At 68.5% G+C, this 13,721-nt stretch carries 16 protein-coding genes; 11 read left to right on the top strand and 5 right to left on the bottom strand.

The window, feature by feature from the left end:
- The first annotated feature begins 50 nt into the window (after nucleotides 1–50).
- Genes cysT through P3W75_RS01445 form a run of 3 tightly spaced genes read left to right on the top strand, consistent with a single transcriptional unit; the run spans nucleotide 51 to nucleotide 2,756 of the window.
- Nucleotides 51–869: a sulfate ABC transporter permease subunit CysT gene (gene cysT / locus P3W75_RS01435; RefSeq protein WP_276225587.1), complete on the top strand. Its 819-nt coding sequence runs from the start codon at nucleotides 51–53 to the stop codon at nucleotides 867–869.
- A gap of 10 nt (nucleotides 870–879) precedes the next feature.
- The gene (gene cysW, locus P3W75_RS01440; protein WP_276225588.1) at nucleotides 880–1,752 is read left to right on the top strand and encodes a sulfate ABC transporter permease subunit CysW; all 873 of its coding nucleotides are present in this window, start codon (nucleotides 880–882) and stop codon (nucleotides 1,750–1,752) included.
- A gap of 14 nt (nucleotides 1,753–1,766) precedes the next feature.
- Complete coding sequence (locus P3W75_RS01445; protein WP_276225589.1) at nucleotides 1,767–2,756, top strand: sulfate/molybdate ABC transporter ATP-binding protein; 990 nt, start codon at nucleotides 1,767–1,769, stop codon at nucleotides 2,754–2,756.
- A gap of 116 nt (nucleotides 2,757–2,872) precedes the next feature.
- On the opposite strand, the gene P3W75_RS01450 is transcribed toward P3W75_RS01445, so the two are convergent.
- The gene (locus tag P3W75_RS01450; protein WP_276225590.1) at nucleotides 2,873–3,433 is read right to left on the bottom strand and encodes a TetR/AcrR family transcriptional regulator; all 561 of its coding nucleotides are present in this window, start codon (nucleotides 3,431–3,433) and stop codon (nucleotides 2,873–2,875) included.
- A gap of 99 nt (nucleotides 3,434–3,532) precedes the next feature.
- Between P3W75_RS01450 and P3W75_RS01455 the strand changes: the two genes are divergently transcribed.
- Nucleotides 3,533–4,276: an SDR family oxidoreductase gene (locus P3W75_RS01455; protein WP_276225591.1), complete on the top strand. Its 744-nt coding sequence runs from the start codon at nucleotides 3,533–3,535 to the stop codon at nucleotides 4,274–4,276.
- An 82-nt stretch (nucleotides 4,277–4,358) separates the two neighbouring features.
- Nucleotides 4,359–4,949, top strand: a complete 591-nt coding sequence (locus P3W75_RS01460; RefSeq protein ID WP_276225592.1) for a 2-hydroxychromene-2-carboxylate isomerase — start codon at nucleotides 4,359–4,361, stop codon at nucleotides 4,947–4,949.
- A 35-nt stretch (nucleotides 4,950–4,984) separates the two neighbouring features.
- Here P3W75_RS01460 and P3W75_RS01465 read toward each other — a convergent pair whose 3' ends face one another.
- Complete coding sequence (locus P3W75_RS01465) at nucleotides 4,985–5,386, bottom strand: hypothetical protein (RefSeq protein ID WP_276225593.1); 402 nt, start codon at nucleotides 5,384–5,386, stop codon at nucleotides 4,985–4,987.
- Nucleotides 5,387–5,515: 129 nt separating this feature from the next.
- On the opposite strand from P3W75_RS01465, the gene P3W75_RS01470 reads away from it, so the two are divergent.
- Nucleotides 5,516–6,307 (top strand): helix-turn-helix domain-containing protein, encoded by a 792-nt coding sequence (locus tag P3W75_RS01470; protein ID WP_276225594.1) that lies wholly within the window; start codon nucleotides 5,516–5,518, stop codon nucleotides 6,305–6,307.
- A 6-nt stretch (nucleotides 6,308–6,313) separates the two neighbouring features.
- Here the strand turns inward: P3W75_RS01470 and P3W75_RS01475 are convergent, their stop codons facing one another.
- Complete coding sequence (locus P3W75_RS01475) at nucleotides 6,314–6,838, bottom strand: DUF962 domain-containing protein (RefSeq protein WP_276225595.1); 525 nt, start codon at nucleotides 6,836–6,838, stop codon at nucleotides 6,314–6,316.
- Between the two features lie 79 nt (nucleotides 6,839–6,917).
- Between P3W75_RS01475 and P3W75_RS01480 the strand changes: the two genes are divergently transcribed.
- Together P3W75_RS01480 and P3W75_RS01485 are read left to right on the top strand one after the other, a co-directional pair.
- Nucleotides 6,918–7,613, top strand: coding sequence for a Crp/Fnr family transcriptional regulator (locus P3W75_RS01480; protein ID WP_276225596.1), 696 nt, complete (start codon nucleotides 6,918–6,920; stop codon nucleotides 7,611–7,613).
- A 198-nt stretch (nucleotides 7,614–7,811) separates the two neighbouring features.
- Nucleotides 7,812–8,579 carry a hypothetical protein gene (locus P3W75_RS01485; RefSeq protein ID WP_276225597.1) on the top strand — a complete coding sequence of 256 codons (768 nt, stop codon included), beginning with the start codon at nucleotides 7,812–7,814 and terminating at the stop codon, nucleotides 8,577–8,579.
- A gap of 30 nt (nucleotides 8,580–8,609) precedes the next feature.
- Here the strand turns inward: P3W75_RS01485 and P3W75_RS01490 are convergent, their stop codons facing one another.
- The gene (locus tag P3W75_RS01490; RefSeq protein WP_276225598.1) at nucleotides 8,610–9,599 is read right to left on the bottom strand and encodes a magnesium transporter CorA family protein; all 990 of its coding nucleotides are present in this window, start codon (nucleotides 9,597–9,599) and stop codon (nucleotides 8,610–8,612) included.
- A gap of 82 nt (nucleotides 9,600–9,681) precedes the next feature.
- Here P3W75_RS01490 and P3W75_RS01495 point away from each other — a divergent pair, with 82 nt between their 5' ends.
- The 3 genes from P3W75_RS01495 (at nucleotide 9,682) to P3W75_RS01505 (ending at nucleotide 13,233) form a co-directional block, all read left to right on the top strand.
- Complete coding sequence (locus P3W75_RS01495; protein ID WP_276225599.1) at nucleotides 9,682–9,954, top strand: hypothetical protein; 273 nt, start codon at nucleotides 9,682–9,684, stop codon at nucleotides 9,952–9,954.
- Nucleotides 9,955–10,015: 61 nt separating this feature from the next.
- The gene (locus tag P3W75_RS01500; protein WP_276225600.1) at nucleotides 10,016–10,252 is read left to right on the top strand and encodes a TIGR02647 family protein; all 237 of its coding nucleotides are present in this window, start codon (nucleotides 10,016–10,018) and stop codon (nucleotides 10,250–10,252) included.
- Between the two features lie 134 nt (nucleotides 10,253–10,386).
- Nucleotides 10,387–13,233, top strand: coding sequence for a class I adenylate cyclase (locus P3W75_RS01505; RefSeq protein WP_276225601.1), 2,847 nt, complete (start codon nucleotides 10,387–10,389; stop codon nucleotides 13,231–13,233).
- A gap of 3 nt (nucleotides 13,234–13,236) precedes the next feature.
- On the opposite strand, the gene rnk is transcribed toward P3W75_RS01505, so the two are convergent.
- Nucleotides 13,237–13,641: a nucleoside diphosphate kinase regulator gene (gene rnk, locus P3W75_RS01510; RefSeq protein WP_276225602.1), complete on the bottom strand. Its 405-nt coding sequence runs from the start codon at nucleotides 13,639–13,641 to the stop codon at nucleotides 13,237–13,239.
- Nucleotides 13,642–13,721 lie beyond the last annotated feature (80 nt).

Raw genomic sequence — 13,721 nt, forward strand, 5'->3', positions numbered from 1 at the left:
ACCCCCGCCCCATGGCGGGGGCTCAACGCGTTCATGAGAAAGGACAGACGATGTCACGACGCATCTCCCCGGTCATACCCGGCTTCGGGCTGACTCTGGGCTACACCCTGGTGTATCTCAGCCTGTTGGTGCTGATTCCGCTGGGGGCCATGTTCCTCAAGACGACCCAGCTCTCCTGGGACCAGTTCTGGACCATCATCACCGCGCCGCGCGTGCTCGCCGCGCTCAAGCTGAGCTTCGGCACCGCGCTGATCGCCGCCATCATCAACGGCGTGATCGGCACCCTGCTGGCCTGGGTGCTGGTGCGCTACCGCTTCCCCGGGCGCAAGATCATCGACGCGATGATCGACCTGCCCTTCGCCCTGCCCACCGCCGTCGCCGGCATCGCCCTCACCGCGCTCTACGCGCCGAACGGGATGGTCGGCCGCTTCGCCACCGAGCTCGGTTTCAAGATCGCCTACACCCCCCTGGGCATCACCCTGGCGCTGACCTTCGTGGTCCTGCCGTTCGTGGTGCGCACGGTGCAGCCGGTGCTGGCGGACATCCCCCGCGAAGTCGAGGAAGCCGCCGCCTGCCTGGGCGCCAAGCCGCTGCAGGTGTTCCGCCACGTGCTCCTGCCGGCGCTGCTGCCGGCCTGGCTGACCGGCTTCGCCCTGGCTTTCGCCCGCGGCGTCGGCGAGTACGGCTCGGTGATCTTCATCGCCGGCAACATGCCGATGAAGACCGAGATCCTGCCGCTGCTGATCATGGTCAAGCTGGACCAGTACGACTACACCGGCGCCACCGCCATCGGCGTGCTGATGCTGGTGGTGGCCTTCATCCTGCTGCTGCTGATCAACCTGCTGCAACGCCGCATCGAAACCCCGTAAGGAGCGCGCCATGAGTTCCGCAACGCTTTCCACCGCTCAAGCGGCGAACGCCGCCCGGCGCGGTAATCCCTGGGGTCGCCGGGCGCTGATCGGCCTGGCCTGGCTGGCCTTCGCGCTGTTCCTGCTGCTGCCGCTGTTCGTGGTCCTGAGCGAGGCGCTGAAGCAGGGCTTCGGCACCTTCTTCGAGGCCATCCTCGAACCCGACGCCCTCGCCGCGCTGCGGCTGACGCTGCTCGCCGTGGCCATCTCGGTGCCGCTGAACCTGGTGTTCGGCGTGGCCGCCGCCTGGTGCGTGAGCAAGTTCGAGTTCCCCGGCAAGAGCATCCTCGTGACCCTGATCGACCTGCCGTTCTCGGTCTCGCCGGTGATCGCCGGCCTGATCTACGTACTGCTGTTCGGCGCCCAGGGTTACTTCGGCCAGTGGCTCAGCGACCACGACATCCAGATCGTCTTCGCCGTGCCCGGCATCGTCCTGGCGACCATCTTCGTGACCTTCCCCTTCGTCGCTCGCGAACTGATCCCGCTGATGCAGGAACAGGGCACCCAGGAGGAAGAGGCCGCGCGCCTGCTCGGCGCCAACGGCTGGCAGATGTTCTGGCACGTGACCCTGCCGAACATCAAATGGGGCCTGATCTACGGCGTGGTGCTGTGCACCGCGCGGGCGATGGGCGAGTTCGGCGCGGTGTCGGTGGTTTCCGGGCACATCCGCGGCGTCACCAACACCCTGCCGCTGCACGTCGAGATCCTCTACAACGAATACAACCACGTCGCCGCGTTCAGCGTCGCCACCCTGCTGCTGCTGATGGCCCTGGTCATCCTGCTGCTGAAGCAGTGGAGCGAGTCGCGCCTGTCCCGTACCAAAGTCAAAGCTGACGATGAATAAGTGAGAGCCACGCCATGAGCATCGAGATCCGTAACGTCAGCAAGAACTTCAACGCCTTCAAGGCGCTGAACGACATCAACCTAGACATCCACAGCGGCGAGCTGGTGGCCCTGCTCGGCCCCTCCGGCTGCGGCAAGACCACCCTGCTGCGCATCATCGCCGGCCTGGAAACCCCGGACGCCGGCAACATCGTGTTCCACGGCGAGGACGTCTCGCAGCACGACGTGCGCGATCGCAACGTCGGCTTCGTGTTCCAGCACTACGCGCTGTTCCGCCACATGACGGTGTTCGACAACGTCGCCTTCGGCCTGCGCATGAAACCGAAGAAAGAGCGCCCGAGCGAGTCGCGCATCGCCGAGAAGGTTCACGAGTTGCTGAACATGGTGCAGCTGGACTGGCTCGCCGACCGCTACCCGGAACAACTTTCCGGCGGCCAGCGCCAACGTATCGCCCTGGCCCGCGCGTTGGCGGTGGAGCCGAAGATCCTGCTGCTAGACGAACCCTTCGGCGCCCTCGACGCCAAGGTGCGCAAGGAGCTGCGTCGCTGGCTGGCGCGCCTGCACGAGGAGATCAACCTGACCTCCGTGTTCGTCACCCACGACCAGGAAGAAGCGATGGAGGTCGCCGACCGCATCGTGGTGATGAACAAGGGCGTGATCGAGCAGATCGGCTCGCCAGGCGAGGTCTACGAGAAGCCGGCCAGCGACTTCGTCTACCACTTCCTCGGCGACTCCAACCGCCTGCACCTGGGCAACGACGAGCACCTGCTGTTCCGCCCGCACGAGGTCTCGCTGTCGCGCCAGGAGGTCGAGGAACACCGCGCCGCCGAAGTCCGCGACATCCGTCCGCTGGGCGCGATCACCCGGGTGACGCTGAAGGTCGATGGCCAGGACGAGCTGATCGAGGCCGAAGTGGTCAAGGACCACGACAGCCTGGTCGGCCTGGCCCGCGGCGAAACCCTGTACTTCAAGCCCAAGGCCTACCAGCAGGTGGCGAACATCTGAGCCGCCGGAACCAGCGGCGGATAACCGCGAACGGTTATCCGCCCTACGTCCCACCGCAGGGTGCATAACGCCTACGGCGTTATCCGCCGTCAGCCCCGTACCAGAGCACGAATGGCCTAGTCCTCCAGCTGGCGCAGGAGGAACGCCTTGCTCGATTCGACGATCGCCCGCTGGGTCTCCTCGCTGGTGGTCATACGCGCCAGCACCAGGGCGCCGACACACTGGCTGATCATCGCCCAGGCGTCCTCGGCATTGCCCAGCTCCTCCGCCCAGGCGCGCTGCAACTCGACCAGCGCCGTTTCCACGCGGCCGCGCAGCGCTTCATCGGCGCGGGCGATCTCGGCGCCCAAGGCGGGAATCGCGCAGCCGCCGTCCACGTTCTGCACGTGCGCCAAGGTCAGGTAGCGCTGCAGGCAGCGCTCCAGGCGCTGGCGGCCACGGCTGTCGCCGCCCCGGCCGAGGCGCTCGGCGCTGCGCGTCAGCTCGCGCTCGACGATGGCGGCGAACAGCGCATCCTTGGACGGGAAGTGGTTGTAGAAGGCGCCGCCGCTCAGCCCCACCGCCTTCATCAGCGCGTCCACACCGACGCTGGCGAAACCCTCGCGCTTGGCGATGGCGCCGCTGCTTTCCAGCAGGCGCTGGCGGGTTTCTTCCTTGTGGCTGGCTGAGTAGCGCATGGCGTGGGCTCCGCAAATGGCTTGACGACGACGGGAAGCATAACATAACGTCCGTTTACCAAACGATCGTTTACCCATAACAACCAGAGGAAACGAAGCATGAGCGCTGCCTCCCCCAACGAGAAGAAAGTGGTGCTGGTGATCGGCGCCGGCGACGCCACCGGTGGCGCCATCGCCCGCCGTTTCGCCCGCGAGGGCTACGTCGCCTGCGTTACCCGGCGCTCGGCGGACAAGCTGCAGCCGCTGGTCGACGCCATCCGCGCCGAAGGCGGCGAGGCCCACGGCTTCGCCTCGGACGCGCGCAAGGAAGAGGACGTACTCAGCCTGGTGGAGAGCATCGAACGCGACATCGGCCCCATCGAGGCCTTCGTCTTCAACATCGGCGCCAACGTGCCCTGCAGCATCCTCGACGAGACCGCGCGCAAGTATTTCAAGATCTGGGAAATGGCCTGCTTCTCCGGCTTCCTCACCAGCCAGGCAGTGGCCAGGCGCATGGTCACCCGCAAGCGCGGCACCCTGCTGTTCACCGGCGCCACCGCCGGCCTGCGCGGCGCGGCCGGGTTCGCCGCCTTCGCCGGGGCCAAGCACGGCATCCGCGCCCTGGCCCAGAGCATGGCCCGCGAGCTGGGGCCCATGGGCCTGCATGTGGCCCACGTGGTGGTCGACGGCGCCATCGACACCGACTTCATCCGCGACAACTTCCCCGAACGCTACGCGCTGAAGGACCAGGACGGCATCCTCGACCCCGAGCACATCGCCGAGAATTACTGGTACCTGCACAGCCAACCGCGCGACGCCTGGACCTTCGAGCTGGATCTGCGCCCCTGGATCGAACGCTGGTAAGAAATCGACAGACGCGCGGTTGGTCGTATGTCGATTTTGTGAATCCACAAAACGAACACAAAACAAAAAAGAGAGCCCCTTCATGAGCAAGAGCGTCGAGTTCTACTTCGACTTCGGCAGCCCCGCCTCCTACCTGGCCTACACCCAGCTGCCGGGCCTGTGCGCCGAGGCCGGCGCCGCGCTGGTGTACCGCCCGGTCCTGCTGGGCGGCGTGTTCCAGGCCACCGGTAACGCCTCGCCCGCCGCGGTGCCCGCCAAGGGCCGCCACTCCACCATCGACCTGGCGCGTTTCGCCCGGCGCTACGGTGTGCCGCTGAGAATGAACCCGCATTTCCCGATCAACACCCTGCTGCTGATGCGCGCCGCCACCGGCGTGCAGCTGCGCCAGCCGGAGCGCTTCGAGGCGCTGCTGGCCTGCGTGTTCAAGGGCATGTGGGTGGACGGCCTGAACCTGGGCGACCCGGCGGTGCTGGGCCCATTGCTGGCAGGCGCCGGCTTCGACCCGCAGGCGCTGCTGGCGCTGACGGCGGACCAGGACGTGAAGGACACGCTCAAGGCCAACACTGAAGCAGCCGTCAAGCGCGGCATGTTCGGCGCGCCGACCCTGTTCGTCGGCGACGAGATGTTCTTCGGCCAGGACCGCCTGGACTTCGTCCGCGAAGCGCTGGCCTGAGATAAATGGCGGCCCCATGGGGCCGCCCTTGTCGATCACAGACTGAGCGCGGCGGAGCGGCGCAGGCCGAAGAACTCCAGCTCCGCGAGCACCCCGACCGCCAGCGCCTGGCCGATCACGAAGACGCAGCCGGCCACGGTCGGCTGCACCCAGCCGCTGAGCAGCAGGAGCAGACTTTCCACCACCCACAGCAGATTGGCGGCGATCACCACCCAGACGCCGGCGCGCGACAGCGGGTCGCCGTTGGCCATCCAGGCCAGCACCAGGGCGAAGGGCAACAGCACGATGCCGGCCACCATCAGCAGTGGCATCGGCAGGCCGAGCAGCCCGCTCAAGGGTTGCGCGGCCAGCGCCAGCAGCAGGCCGGTGGCGCCGCTGGCCAGGGCGTCGAGTTGCAGGGCGCGGCGAAGCAGCGGGGACGGTTGCAGCAGAGTCATGGCGAATCCTCCTGAACGAAGCGCCATCGGTTGGCGGCGCCTGGCAGCAGAATCCGCCGGGCCCGGCGGCGCGTCGATTACCTGCCAGGTAATGGCCGCGCCGCGCGCGCGGGTCTATCGTTCGATCCCATGAACAGCCCGACGACCCAACCCGTCGGCGCCCTGCTCCGCCAATGGCGCCAGCGCCGCCGACTCAGCCAGCTCGACCTCGCCTGCGACGCGGAGATTTCCACGCGCCACCTGAGCTTCGTCGAGAACGGCCGCGCCCTGCCCAGCCGCGAGATGCTCCTGCACCTGGCCGACCAGCTCGACATCCCGCTGCGCGAGCGCAACCGCCTGCTCAGCGCCGCCGGCTACGCGCCGGTGTACACCGAACTGCCGCTGGACGACCCGGAGCTGACCGTGGCCCGCCAGGCCATCGACCAGCTCCTCAAGGCCCACGAGCCCAACCCGGCGATGGTGGTGGACCGCCACTGGAACCTGCTGGCCTCCAACCACGCGGTGAGCGTATTCCTCACCGGCGTGGACGCGGAACTGCTGAAGCCGCCGGTGAACGTGCTGCGCATGAGCCTGCACCCCAAGGGGCTGGCGCCGCGCATCCTCAACCTGGCGCCGTGGAAGGTGCACGTGATGGCGCGCCTGCAAAGGGACATCGAGGCCAGCGGTGACGCGGCCCTGCAGGCGCTGCGCGATGAGTTGGCGAAGTACCCGGCGCCGCCCTGCGAGGAGCCGGGCGTCGACGACCGGGTGCTGATTCCGGTGCAACTGCAGACCGAACTGGGCGTGGTCAGCCTGATCGGCACCATCACCGTGTTCGGCACCCCGGTGGATGTGACCCTGTCGGAACTGGCGCTGGAGACCTTCTTCCCGGCCGACCCGGACAGCGCGCGGCTGCTGCGCGCGCTGGTCGGCGCGGACTGACGCGGCTCAGGCGGCGGCTTTCTTGTCGCGGATGCAGGTTGGCCCGGCGCGTTCTTCCACGGCGCGGCGCACATCGTCGCGCAGGCCGAGCAGGAAGGCCGCCTCGGCGGCGACGAACAGCGGGCCGACGATCAGCCCCACCAGGTCGTCGACGAAGGCCGGCTTGCGCCCCTCGTAGTAGTGGCCGACGAACTGGATCACCCAGCCCACCAGGAACAGCCCGAGGCCCCAGACCAGCCAGCTGCCGGTGGAACCTGCGGCCAGCGCGGCGCCGCACCACAGCGACAGCGCCAGCAGCGCGGTCATCAGCAGGCCGAAGCGCAGGTCCAGGCGCAGGTAGAACACCGCCGAAGCCGCCGCCACCAGGGTCGCCGGCGCCAGCAGCAGGCCACCGACCTCCACGCCCGGGCGCGACAGCAGTACAGCGATGGACAGGACGATCATGGGGATGCCGATGAAGTGGCTGAGGATGTTGCGGCGGTCGCGGTGATAAGCGGCGTACTGCGCCAGGTGGTCAACGAGGGTTTTCATTGTTGTGTCGTTTCCAGGCAAGGTGCTGGCATCATGGCTTGGACTGCCGTACCACTCTGTCAACTAGCCGACAAAGCCCATGCCCGACACCGCCGCCTGCCTGCACCGCATCGCCTCCGGACGCTGGTTCCAGCACCTGCCCGCCGACCTGCGCGAAGCCCTCGGCCACGCCGCCGTGGTCCGCCGCCTGCCCGCCGGGCAGCGCCTGTTCGCCCGCGGCGACGCGCCCTGCGGGCTGTACTGCGTGGTCGAAGGGCGGATGCGCGTCGGCGCGGTCGGCGCCAGCGGCAAGGAGGCGCTGCTGGCGCTGGTCGAGGCGCCCAACTGGTTCGGCGAGATCTGCCTGTTCGACGGCCAGCCGCGCACCCACGACGCCTACGCCGAAGGCCCGACCACCCTGCTGCAGGTGCCGCAGCCGGCGCTGCACGCGCTGCTCGCGGAAAAGCCGCAGTACTGGCGCGAGTTCGCCCTGCTGATGAGCCACAAGCTGCGCCTGGCGTTCACCGTGCTGGAGGAACAGGCCCTGCTGCCAGCCGCCCAGCGCCTGGCGCGGCGCCTGCTGATGCTGGCCGCCAGCTACGGCGAGGCGCAGGCCAGCCAGCGCGAGTTGCACCTGCCGCAGGAACAGCTGGCGGCGATGCTCGGCCTGTCGCGGCAGACCACCAACCACCTGCTCAAGGAGCTGGAGGCCGCCGGCGTGCTGCGGCTGAGCTACGCCGGCATCGAAATCCTCGATCCGCATGGCCTGCGCGCCGCCGCCGGGGTCGAAGCATGACGCGGTTGGCGAATCACTCTTTCGGATGGTTGCAGCGGCCGGCTTAGTCGCTAGCCTGTTGCGAACCCCGCGACGGCGGGGCACGGTTTCCCGCGCAGGGGGCCGGCCGGCCAAGCCGGTGCTGTTCGCGAAACCATCCACGCCCGGCGAAGCCGGCGTGGCCAGGCGGCCAACAAGAACAACAGGGAAACTCCCGCCATGAACCGCAAATACGTCCTGCTGTACGTGTTTCTGTGTCTTTTCGCGATCCTCTCCCCCGCGGCCCGGGCCAACCTGCCCAGCGAGGAACTGCAGCTGCAGAGCATGCAGGTCAACGCCTGCCGCGCCCTCGACAGCCTGATGCTGCTGCGCGGCGAGGGCTTCCAGGAGGTCCACGCCACCCAGCTGAAGGCCGACCTGGCCGCCCTCGACGGCGCGGTCAAGGGCTACGCCAAGGCCGATGCCGACCTCAAGAAGGCCTACCAGGAGCTGGTCACCCAGGTGCACGCCGGCACCACCTACGGGCCCAAGGAAGACGACCTGCCGTGGACCTACTCCAAGGACCTCAGCCACGCCCTGCGCGACTTCCTCGGCCAGGTCGAACGCTTCGTGCCGCCACCGGCCAAGCCCGGCGAGCTGGCCCTGTGGCAATTGCCGGTACGGGTCGAGTACCTCTCCGTGCAGTACCTCGGGCGCGCCTACCTGGGCGGCCTGGAGATCGCCCGCGAGGCGCCGCAGCAGTACCTGGGCCAGGACGAGAGCGTGCTGCTGCCGCTGCTCGACCAGCAGATCGCCCAGTTGCCCGCCGGCGACACGAGCAAGAAGCTGCAGGTGCGCTGGGAGTACCTGAGCGCCGCCCTGCGCGACATGAACAGCAAGAGCAACTCGCTGGTCAGCGCCTCCGGGCGGCCTTGGGCGCCGATCATCGTCGAGCGCCACGCGCGCCAGGTGGCCGGCGAGCTGATGCAACTCAGCCAGGCGCAGTGACGCCGGGCGCCCGCCGTCCGGCGGCGGGCGCTACAGCCAGCCTTTGTACTTGAACCAGAGGTACGGCAGGATCGCCGAGACCACCATGGCCACCAGCGCCAGGGGGTAGCCGGCGATCCAGGCCAGCTCGGGCATGTGCTGGAAGTTCATGCCGTACACCGTGCCCACCAGGGTTGGCGGCAGGAACAACACGGCGGCGATCGAGAACACCTTGATGATGCTGTTCTGCTCGATGTTGATGAAGCCCAGGGTGGCGTCGAGCAGGAAGGTGATCTCGTTGCTCATCTTCGACAGGTACTCGCCCAGCGAGCGCACGTCGCGCTCCACCGACTTCATGCCCAGGCGCGCGTCCTCGCTGACCCAGGCGTTGCCGTTGCCGCCCTGGCGGAAGTAGGCCAGCGGCCGGCTGACGCTGAGCAGGCTCTCGTTGAGCTTGGACAGCAGCGAGTTGCCACGGCCCAGCTGCTTGACCACCTGCTGCAGGTCGGCCTTGGGCGCGCGCGCCTTGCCCGGCGCGCCGTCGTTCTCGGCGAAGATGTCCCGCGACAGCGCGTCGAGCTGGCCCTGCACCGACTCCAGCACGTCGGCGATGCGGTCGACCACGGCGTCCATCAGGCTGACGAAGAGCAGGTCGCTGCTGCCCTTGCAGCCGCCGCGCTGGGCCCGCGTCTCGAAGGTGCGGAACGGCAGCAGGTCGGCGTAGCGCACGGTCACCAGCCATTGCGGGGTGAGCACGCAGGTCACCTCGGCGGTGCTCGGGCGGTGCTCGCGGATGCCGCTGACCACCGAGGTGGTCATGTACAGCGCGCCGTTGCTCTCGTAGAAGCGCGAGGAATCCTCGATCTCGGCCATTTCCTCGCGGGTCGGCACGTTCACTTCGATGAACGACTCCAGCACGCGCTCTTCCTCGGCGGTCGGGTGCAACAGGTCGATCCACAAGGTGCCCGCCGGCATGGCCGCGCCGACCTCACCGGTGTGGCGCTGGAGACGGTCGCCGTCGAGGGTGTAATAGGTAATCATGTCGCACTTGGGTCCTTCTGCGGTGTCAGCGCAGGTTGGACAACTTCCACCGGCTGCACAAGCCCGCACGGAGCCATCCGACATGAGCGAAAACGACGAAAGCGAAGAGTCCTTCGCCGAGGACACCCTGATCCAGGCGATCGAGAACCAGATCGAGAGCGAACAGCCGCCGGCCGCCCGCGCGGTGTTCAACAAGCTGACCCTGGTCGGCTACGAGCGCGACGACGCGCTGCACCTGATGGCCCTGGTGCTGGCCCACGAGATCGAGGCGATGCTCGCCGCGGACCGCGCCTTCGACGGCGTCTGGTACGAACAGGCCCTGCGCGCTTTGCCGCAACTGCCCGGCGAGGAATGAGCTTGCCGGCGGCGGGGTGGCTGTGGCTAAACTGGAGCCTCACTGCCCCCGAGGAGTCGCCATGGCCTTCACCCATGATCTGGTAGCGGAACTGGAATTGCTTGCCCTGTTCGATCTCGAGAACAGCCAGGCGGGCCTGAAGATCCACACTGACGCATCCCCCACCGCCGTGGCGGCCGCCGGAAGGCTGCACGCCAAGGGCCTGATCGACCAACCCGACGGCGGCTACCTGACCAGCCTGGGGCTGGACGCCGCCGAACACGCCCAGGTGCTGCTGGGCATCCTCAAGACCGCCTGAGGTCCGCGGGCCGCCATCCATCGGCGGCCCCTTCCCCGCGCTAAAGGACGGCGCCGCTCCGGTCGATATAAGCTGCACATCCACGGCGTAATGGCACCCTGCCACGAGCGCTCGACAGCTGACCCCGGCAGGCCATGACCTTCACCCACGAAATCCGCCCGGACATCGACGACGGCATCGACCGCAAGACCCTGGCGCGCCTGCGCCAGCGCTTCCTGGCGGTCAACCAGGGTCGCCTGGAGCGGGCCACCGCCGCCCTATCGAGCCGCCAGCAACTGGTGCTGCGCCTGCTGCCGCTGCTGTTCGACGTCAACCATCCGCTGCTGCCCGGCTACGTCTCTGGCGCCACCCCGGCCGGCCTGTGCGGCTTCGTGCCCGACGACGAGCTGCTCGCCGAAGCACAGCGCCTGACCCGCTCGTTCAGCTACAAGCCCCGCCGCGGCGAAGTCGACCTGCCGATCCATGGCCTGTTCCTGATGGGCAGCCTGGGCACCCTGGCCCAGGCCGAGCAGAGCGACCTCGACCTGTGGGTCTGCCACGCCCCCAACCTGGCGCCGGCGGCGGTGACCGAGCTGCGCCGCAAGTGCGAGCTGCTGGAAAGCTGGGCGGCCAGCCAGGGCGCCGAGGTGCACTGCTTCCTGATCGAGCCGAAGTCCTTCGTCAGCGGCGCGCGCAATGCCCGGCTGACCTCCGACGACTGCGGCACCAGCCAGCACTACCTGCTGCTCGACGAGTTCTACCGCACCGCCATCTGGATCGGCGGGCGCACGCCCTTGTGGTGGCTGGTGCCGGTGTACGAGGAAGGCCGCTACGGCGAATACGTCGACACCCTGCTGAACAAGCGCTTCATCCGCGCCGACGAGGTGCTCGACCTCGGCCACCTGGCGCACATCCCGCCGGGCGAGTTCGTCGGCTCGGGCATGTGGCAGCTGTTCAAGGGCATCTCCTCGCCGTACAAGGCGGTGCTCAAGCTGCTGCTCAGCGAGGTCTACGCCAGCGAGCACCCGCAGGTCGGCTGCCTGGCGCTGCGCTTCAAGGCCGAGGTCTACGCCGGGCGCCTGGCGCTGGACGACCTCGACCCCTACATCCTGCTGTACCGGCGCCTGGAGGAGTACCTCGGCGGGCGCGACGAGCAGGAACGCCTGGAGCTGGTGCGCCGCTGCCTCTATCTGAAGGTCGGCAAGAAGCTCAGCCGCCGTCCGCGCCAGGGCCGCAAGAGCTGGCAGCGCCTGCTGATGGAGCGCCTCGCCGAAGCCTGGGGCTGGGACGAACGCGTCCTCGGCCTGCTCGACGCGCGCAGCCAGTGGAAGGTCCGCCAGGTCAGCCTGGAACGCCGCGCGCTGGTCAACGAACTGACCCACAGCTACCGCTTCCTGTCGCTGTTCGCCCGCCAGCAGCAGGCCGCCAGCGACATCGCCCCGCAGGACCTGGGCGTACTCGGGCGGCGCCTGTACGCGGCCTTCGAGCGCAAGGCCGGCAAGGTGGAGCACATCAACCCGGGCATCGCCCCGGACCTGGGCGAGGACATCCTCACCCTCGCCCGCCTGCCCGCCGCCGGCGGTGCCGCCGAAGGTGGCTCCTGGGCATTGTTCCCGGGCAACCTGGCGGCGGCGGAGCTGGCCGACTACGCACCGCTCAAGCGCGCCCGCGAGCTGCTCGAACTGCTCGCCTGGAGCCACCGCAACGGGGTGATCGACGCCAGCACCCGGCTGTCCCTGCAGCCCGGCGACAGCGACCTTACCGACCACGAACTGGGCAACCTGCTGGGCAGCCTGCAGCAGGCCATGCCGATGCCCCTGCAGGACGTCGCGGAGAGCGCCCTGCTGCGCCCCAGCGCGCCGTCCAGCGTGCTGATCCTGGTCAACGTCGGCCTCGACCCGCTGCGCCAGCACAGCCAGGCCAACCTGCACATGACCACCGGGCGCACCGACTCCCTGGGCTACTCCGGGCTGCGCGACAACCTGGTGCTGACCCTCGACCAGGTCAGCCTGAACAGCTGGAACGAGTTGCTGGTCAGCCGCTACGCCGGGCCCGGCGCGCTGCTCGACTGCCTGCGCGACTTCCTCAATTCCCTCCCCGCCGAAGGCACGCCGCCGCGCCTGCTGGTGCGCTGCTTCTGCCGCAACCGCGCGGCAGCCATCGCCCAGCGCGTCGAAGAACTGTTCCGTGACGCCTACCTGCAGCTGATGAGCGGCAACGGCGGGCGCTACCTGCTGCAGATCCGCCAGCAGTACCACCTGCTGCGCCTGGCGCCGGGCCAGGTCAGCCACCAGAGCCTGGCCGACCTGCCGGCCCTGGTCGAGCACCTGGGCGAACGCCAGGAGGCCTACAGCCCGCTGCATCTGGACCGCCACGCCCTGGAAGGCGAGGACCTGGCGCTGCTGCTGCCGCTGGGCCGCCCGGACTGCATCCAGGTGTTCTTCCGCCTCGACGAAGGCCAGGCCGAGCTGTACCTGCTCGACGAGCGCAATTCGCTGTGGCGCGGGCGGCAGGGCTGCGACGACGAGCAGACCCTGCTGATCCCGCTGCAGCGTTTCCTCCAGGCGATGCTCTACCGGCGCAGCGCGCAGCTACCGTTGGGCGCCGCGCAGCCGATCCAGGAAATTCTTTATTACGAATTGCTACCGGCGGGTCGCGGCCGGGCGCGCAAGGTGGAGCGCCGGAGCCCCCCGCAGCAGCCGCAGGAGCGCCCGTACTACAACGTCCAGGCGATCGTCGAGCCGGGCGCCGGTCAGCGTCCGCGCATCACCCTGTACTGCAACCACCGCGAATTCTCCGAACTGGAGTACGGCGCCGGGCTGTTCCAGGCCGTGGCCCGGCACATCCTCGCCCAGCGTCGCGGGCAGGAGCGCTACCCCTGCTACATCACTGACCTCGACCTGTCGGCGATCGCCGCCGAGTCGGCGCTGCAGAGCATCCACTACCTGCGCTACAAGCAGCGCCTGGAGAGCGCGCTGAACCAGGCCCTGGCCAGCGCGTGAGGATTAACGATCGTAGTCGCCGGCAGCTTCCGGCTGATAGGTGATGTCCAGCAGGCTGAGCTTCAGGGTCTTGCCGCCGGGGGCCGGCCAATCGATGCTCTGGCCGATGGTCAGGCCCAGCAGCGCGGTGCCCACCGGGGCTAGGATCGACACCTTGCCCTCGCCGCCGGCGGCGTCCGGGTAGACCAGGGTCAGGCGGTACTCCTTGCCGCTGCCTTCCTCGCGGCAGAGCACGCTGGAATTCATCGTCACCACACCCGGCGGTACCTCGTCGTGGCCGACCACCTGGGCGCGGGACAGCTCGGCTTCCAGCGCTTCGGCGGCGGGGCCGTACTCATCCAGGCTGTCGAGCAGGCGCTCCAGACGTTGCAGGTCGAGACGGGTAACGGTGATGGGTGGCGTGGTCATGATGGCCGGCAGACTCCCTGGCAGTGGTTCGGAAAAAGAAAAACCCCGCCCAAGGCGGGGTTTTCAACGGACACTAACAC

Source organism: Pseudomonas citronellolis (genome assembly GCF_029335315.1).
In the GTDB taxonomy this organism is placed as follows: domain Bacteria; phylum Pseudomonadota; class Gammaproteobacteria; order Pseudomonadales; family Pseudomonadaceae; genus Pseudomonas; species Pseudomonas citronellolis_A.

Bases quoted from the DNA above. Each gene is read 5' to 3' on its own strand.
- rnk (WP_276225602.1), bottom strand. From the start codon at position 13,641: ATGACCACGCCACCCATCACCGTTACCCGTCTCGACCTGCAACGTCTG.
- P3W75_RS01495 (WP_276225599.1), top strand. From the start codon at position 9,682: ATGAGCGAAAACGACGAAAGCGAAGAGTCCTTCGCCGAGGACACCCTG.
- cysT (WP_276225587.1), top strand. From the start codon at position 51: ATGTCACGACGCATCTCCCCGGTCATACCCGGCTTCGGGCTGACTCTG.
- P3W75_RS01475 (WP_276225595.1), bottom strand. From the start codon at position 6,838: ATGAAAACCCTCGTTGACCACCTGGCGCAGTACGCCGCTTATCACCGC.
- P3W75_RS01480 (WP_276225596.1), top strand. From the start codon at position 6,918: ATGCCCGACACCGCCGCCTGCCTGCACCGCATCGCCTCCGGACGCTGG.
- P3W75_RS01450 (WP_276225590.1), bottom strand. From the start codon at position 3,433: ATGCGCTACTCAGCCAGCCACAAGGAAGAAACCCGCCAGCGCCTGCTG.
- P3W75_RS01455 (WP_276225591.1), top strand. From the start codon at position 3,533: ATGAGCGCTGCCTCCCCCAACGAGAAGAAAGTGGTGCTGGTGATCGGC.
- cysW (WP_276225588.1), top strand. From the start codon at position 880: ATGAGTTCCGCAACGCTTTCCACCGCTCAAGCGGCGAACGCCGCCCGG.
- P3W75_RS01485 (WP_276225597.1), top strand. From the start codon at position 7,812: ATGAACCGCAAATACGTCCTGCTGTACGTGTTTCTGTGTCTTTTCGCG.
- P3W75_RS01465 (WP_276225593.1), bottom strand. From the start codon at position 5,386: ATGACTCTGCTGCAACCGTCCCCGCTGCTTCGCCGCGCCCTGCAACTC.
- P3W75_RS01505 (WP_276225601.1), top strand. From the start codon at position 10,387: ATGACCTTCACCCACGAAATCCGCCCGGACATCGACGACGGCATCGAC.
- P3W75_RS01445 (WP_276225589.1), top strand. From the start codon at position 1,767: ATGAGCATCGAGATCCGTAACGTCAGCAAGAACTTCAACGCCTTCAAG.
- P3W75_RS01460 (WP_276225592.1), top strand. From the start codon at position 4,359: ATGAGCAAGAGCGTCGAGTTCTACTTCGACTTCGGCAGCCCCGCCTCC.
- P3W75_RS01490 (WP_276225598.1), bottom strand. From the start codon at position 9,599: ATGATTACCTATTACACCCTCGACGGCGACCGTCTCCAGCGCCACACC.
- P3W75_RS01470 (WP_276225594.1), top strand. From the start codon at position 5,516: ATGAACAGCCCGACGACCCAACCCGTCGGCGCCCTGCTCCGCCAATGG.
- P3W75_RS01500 (WP_276225600.1), top strand. From the start codon at position 10,016: ATGGCCTTCACCCATGATCTGGTAGCGGAACTGGAATTGCTTGCCCTG.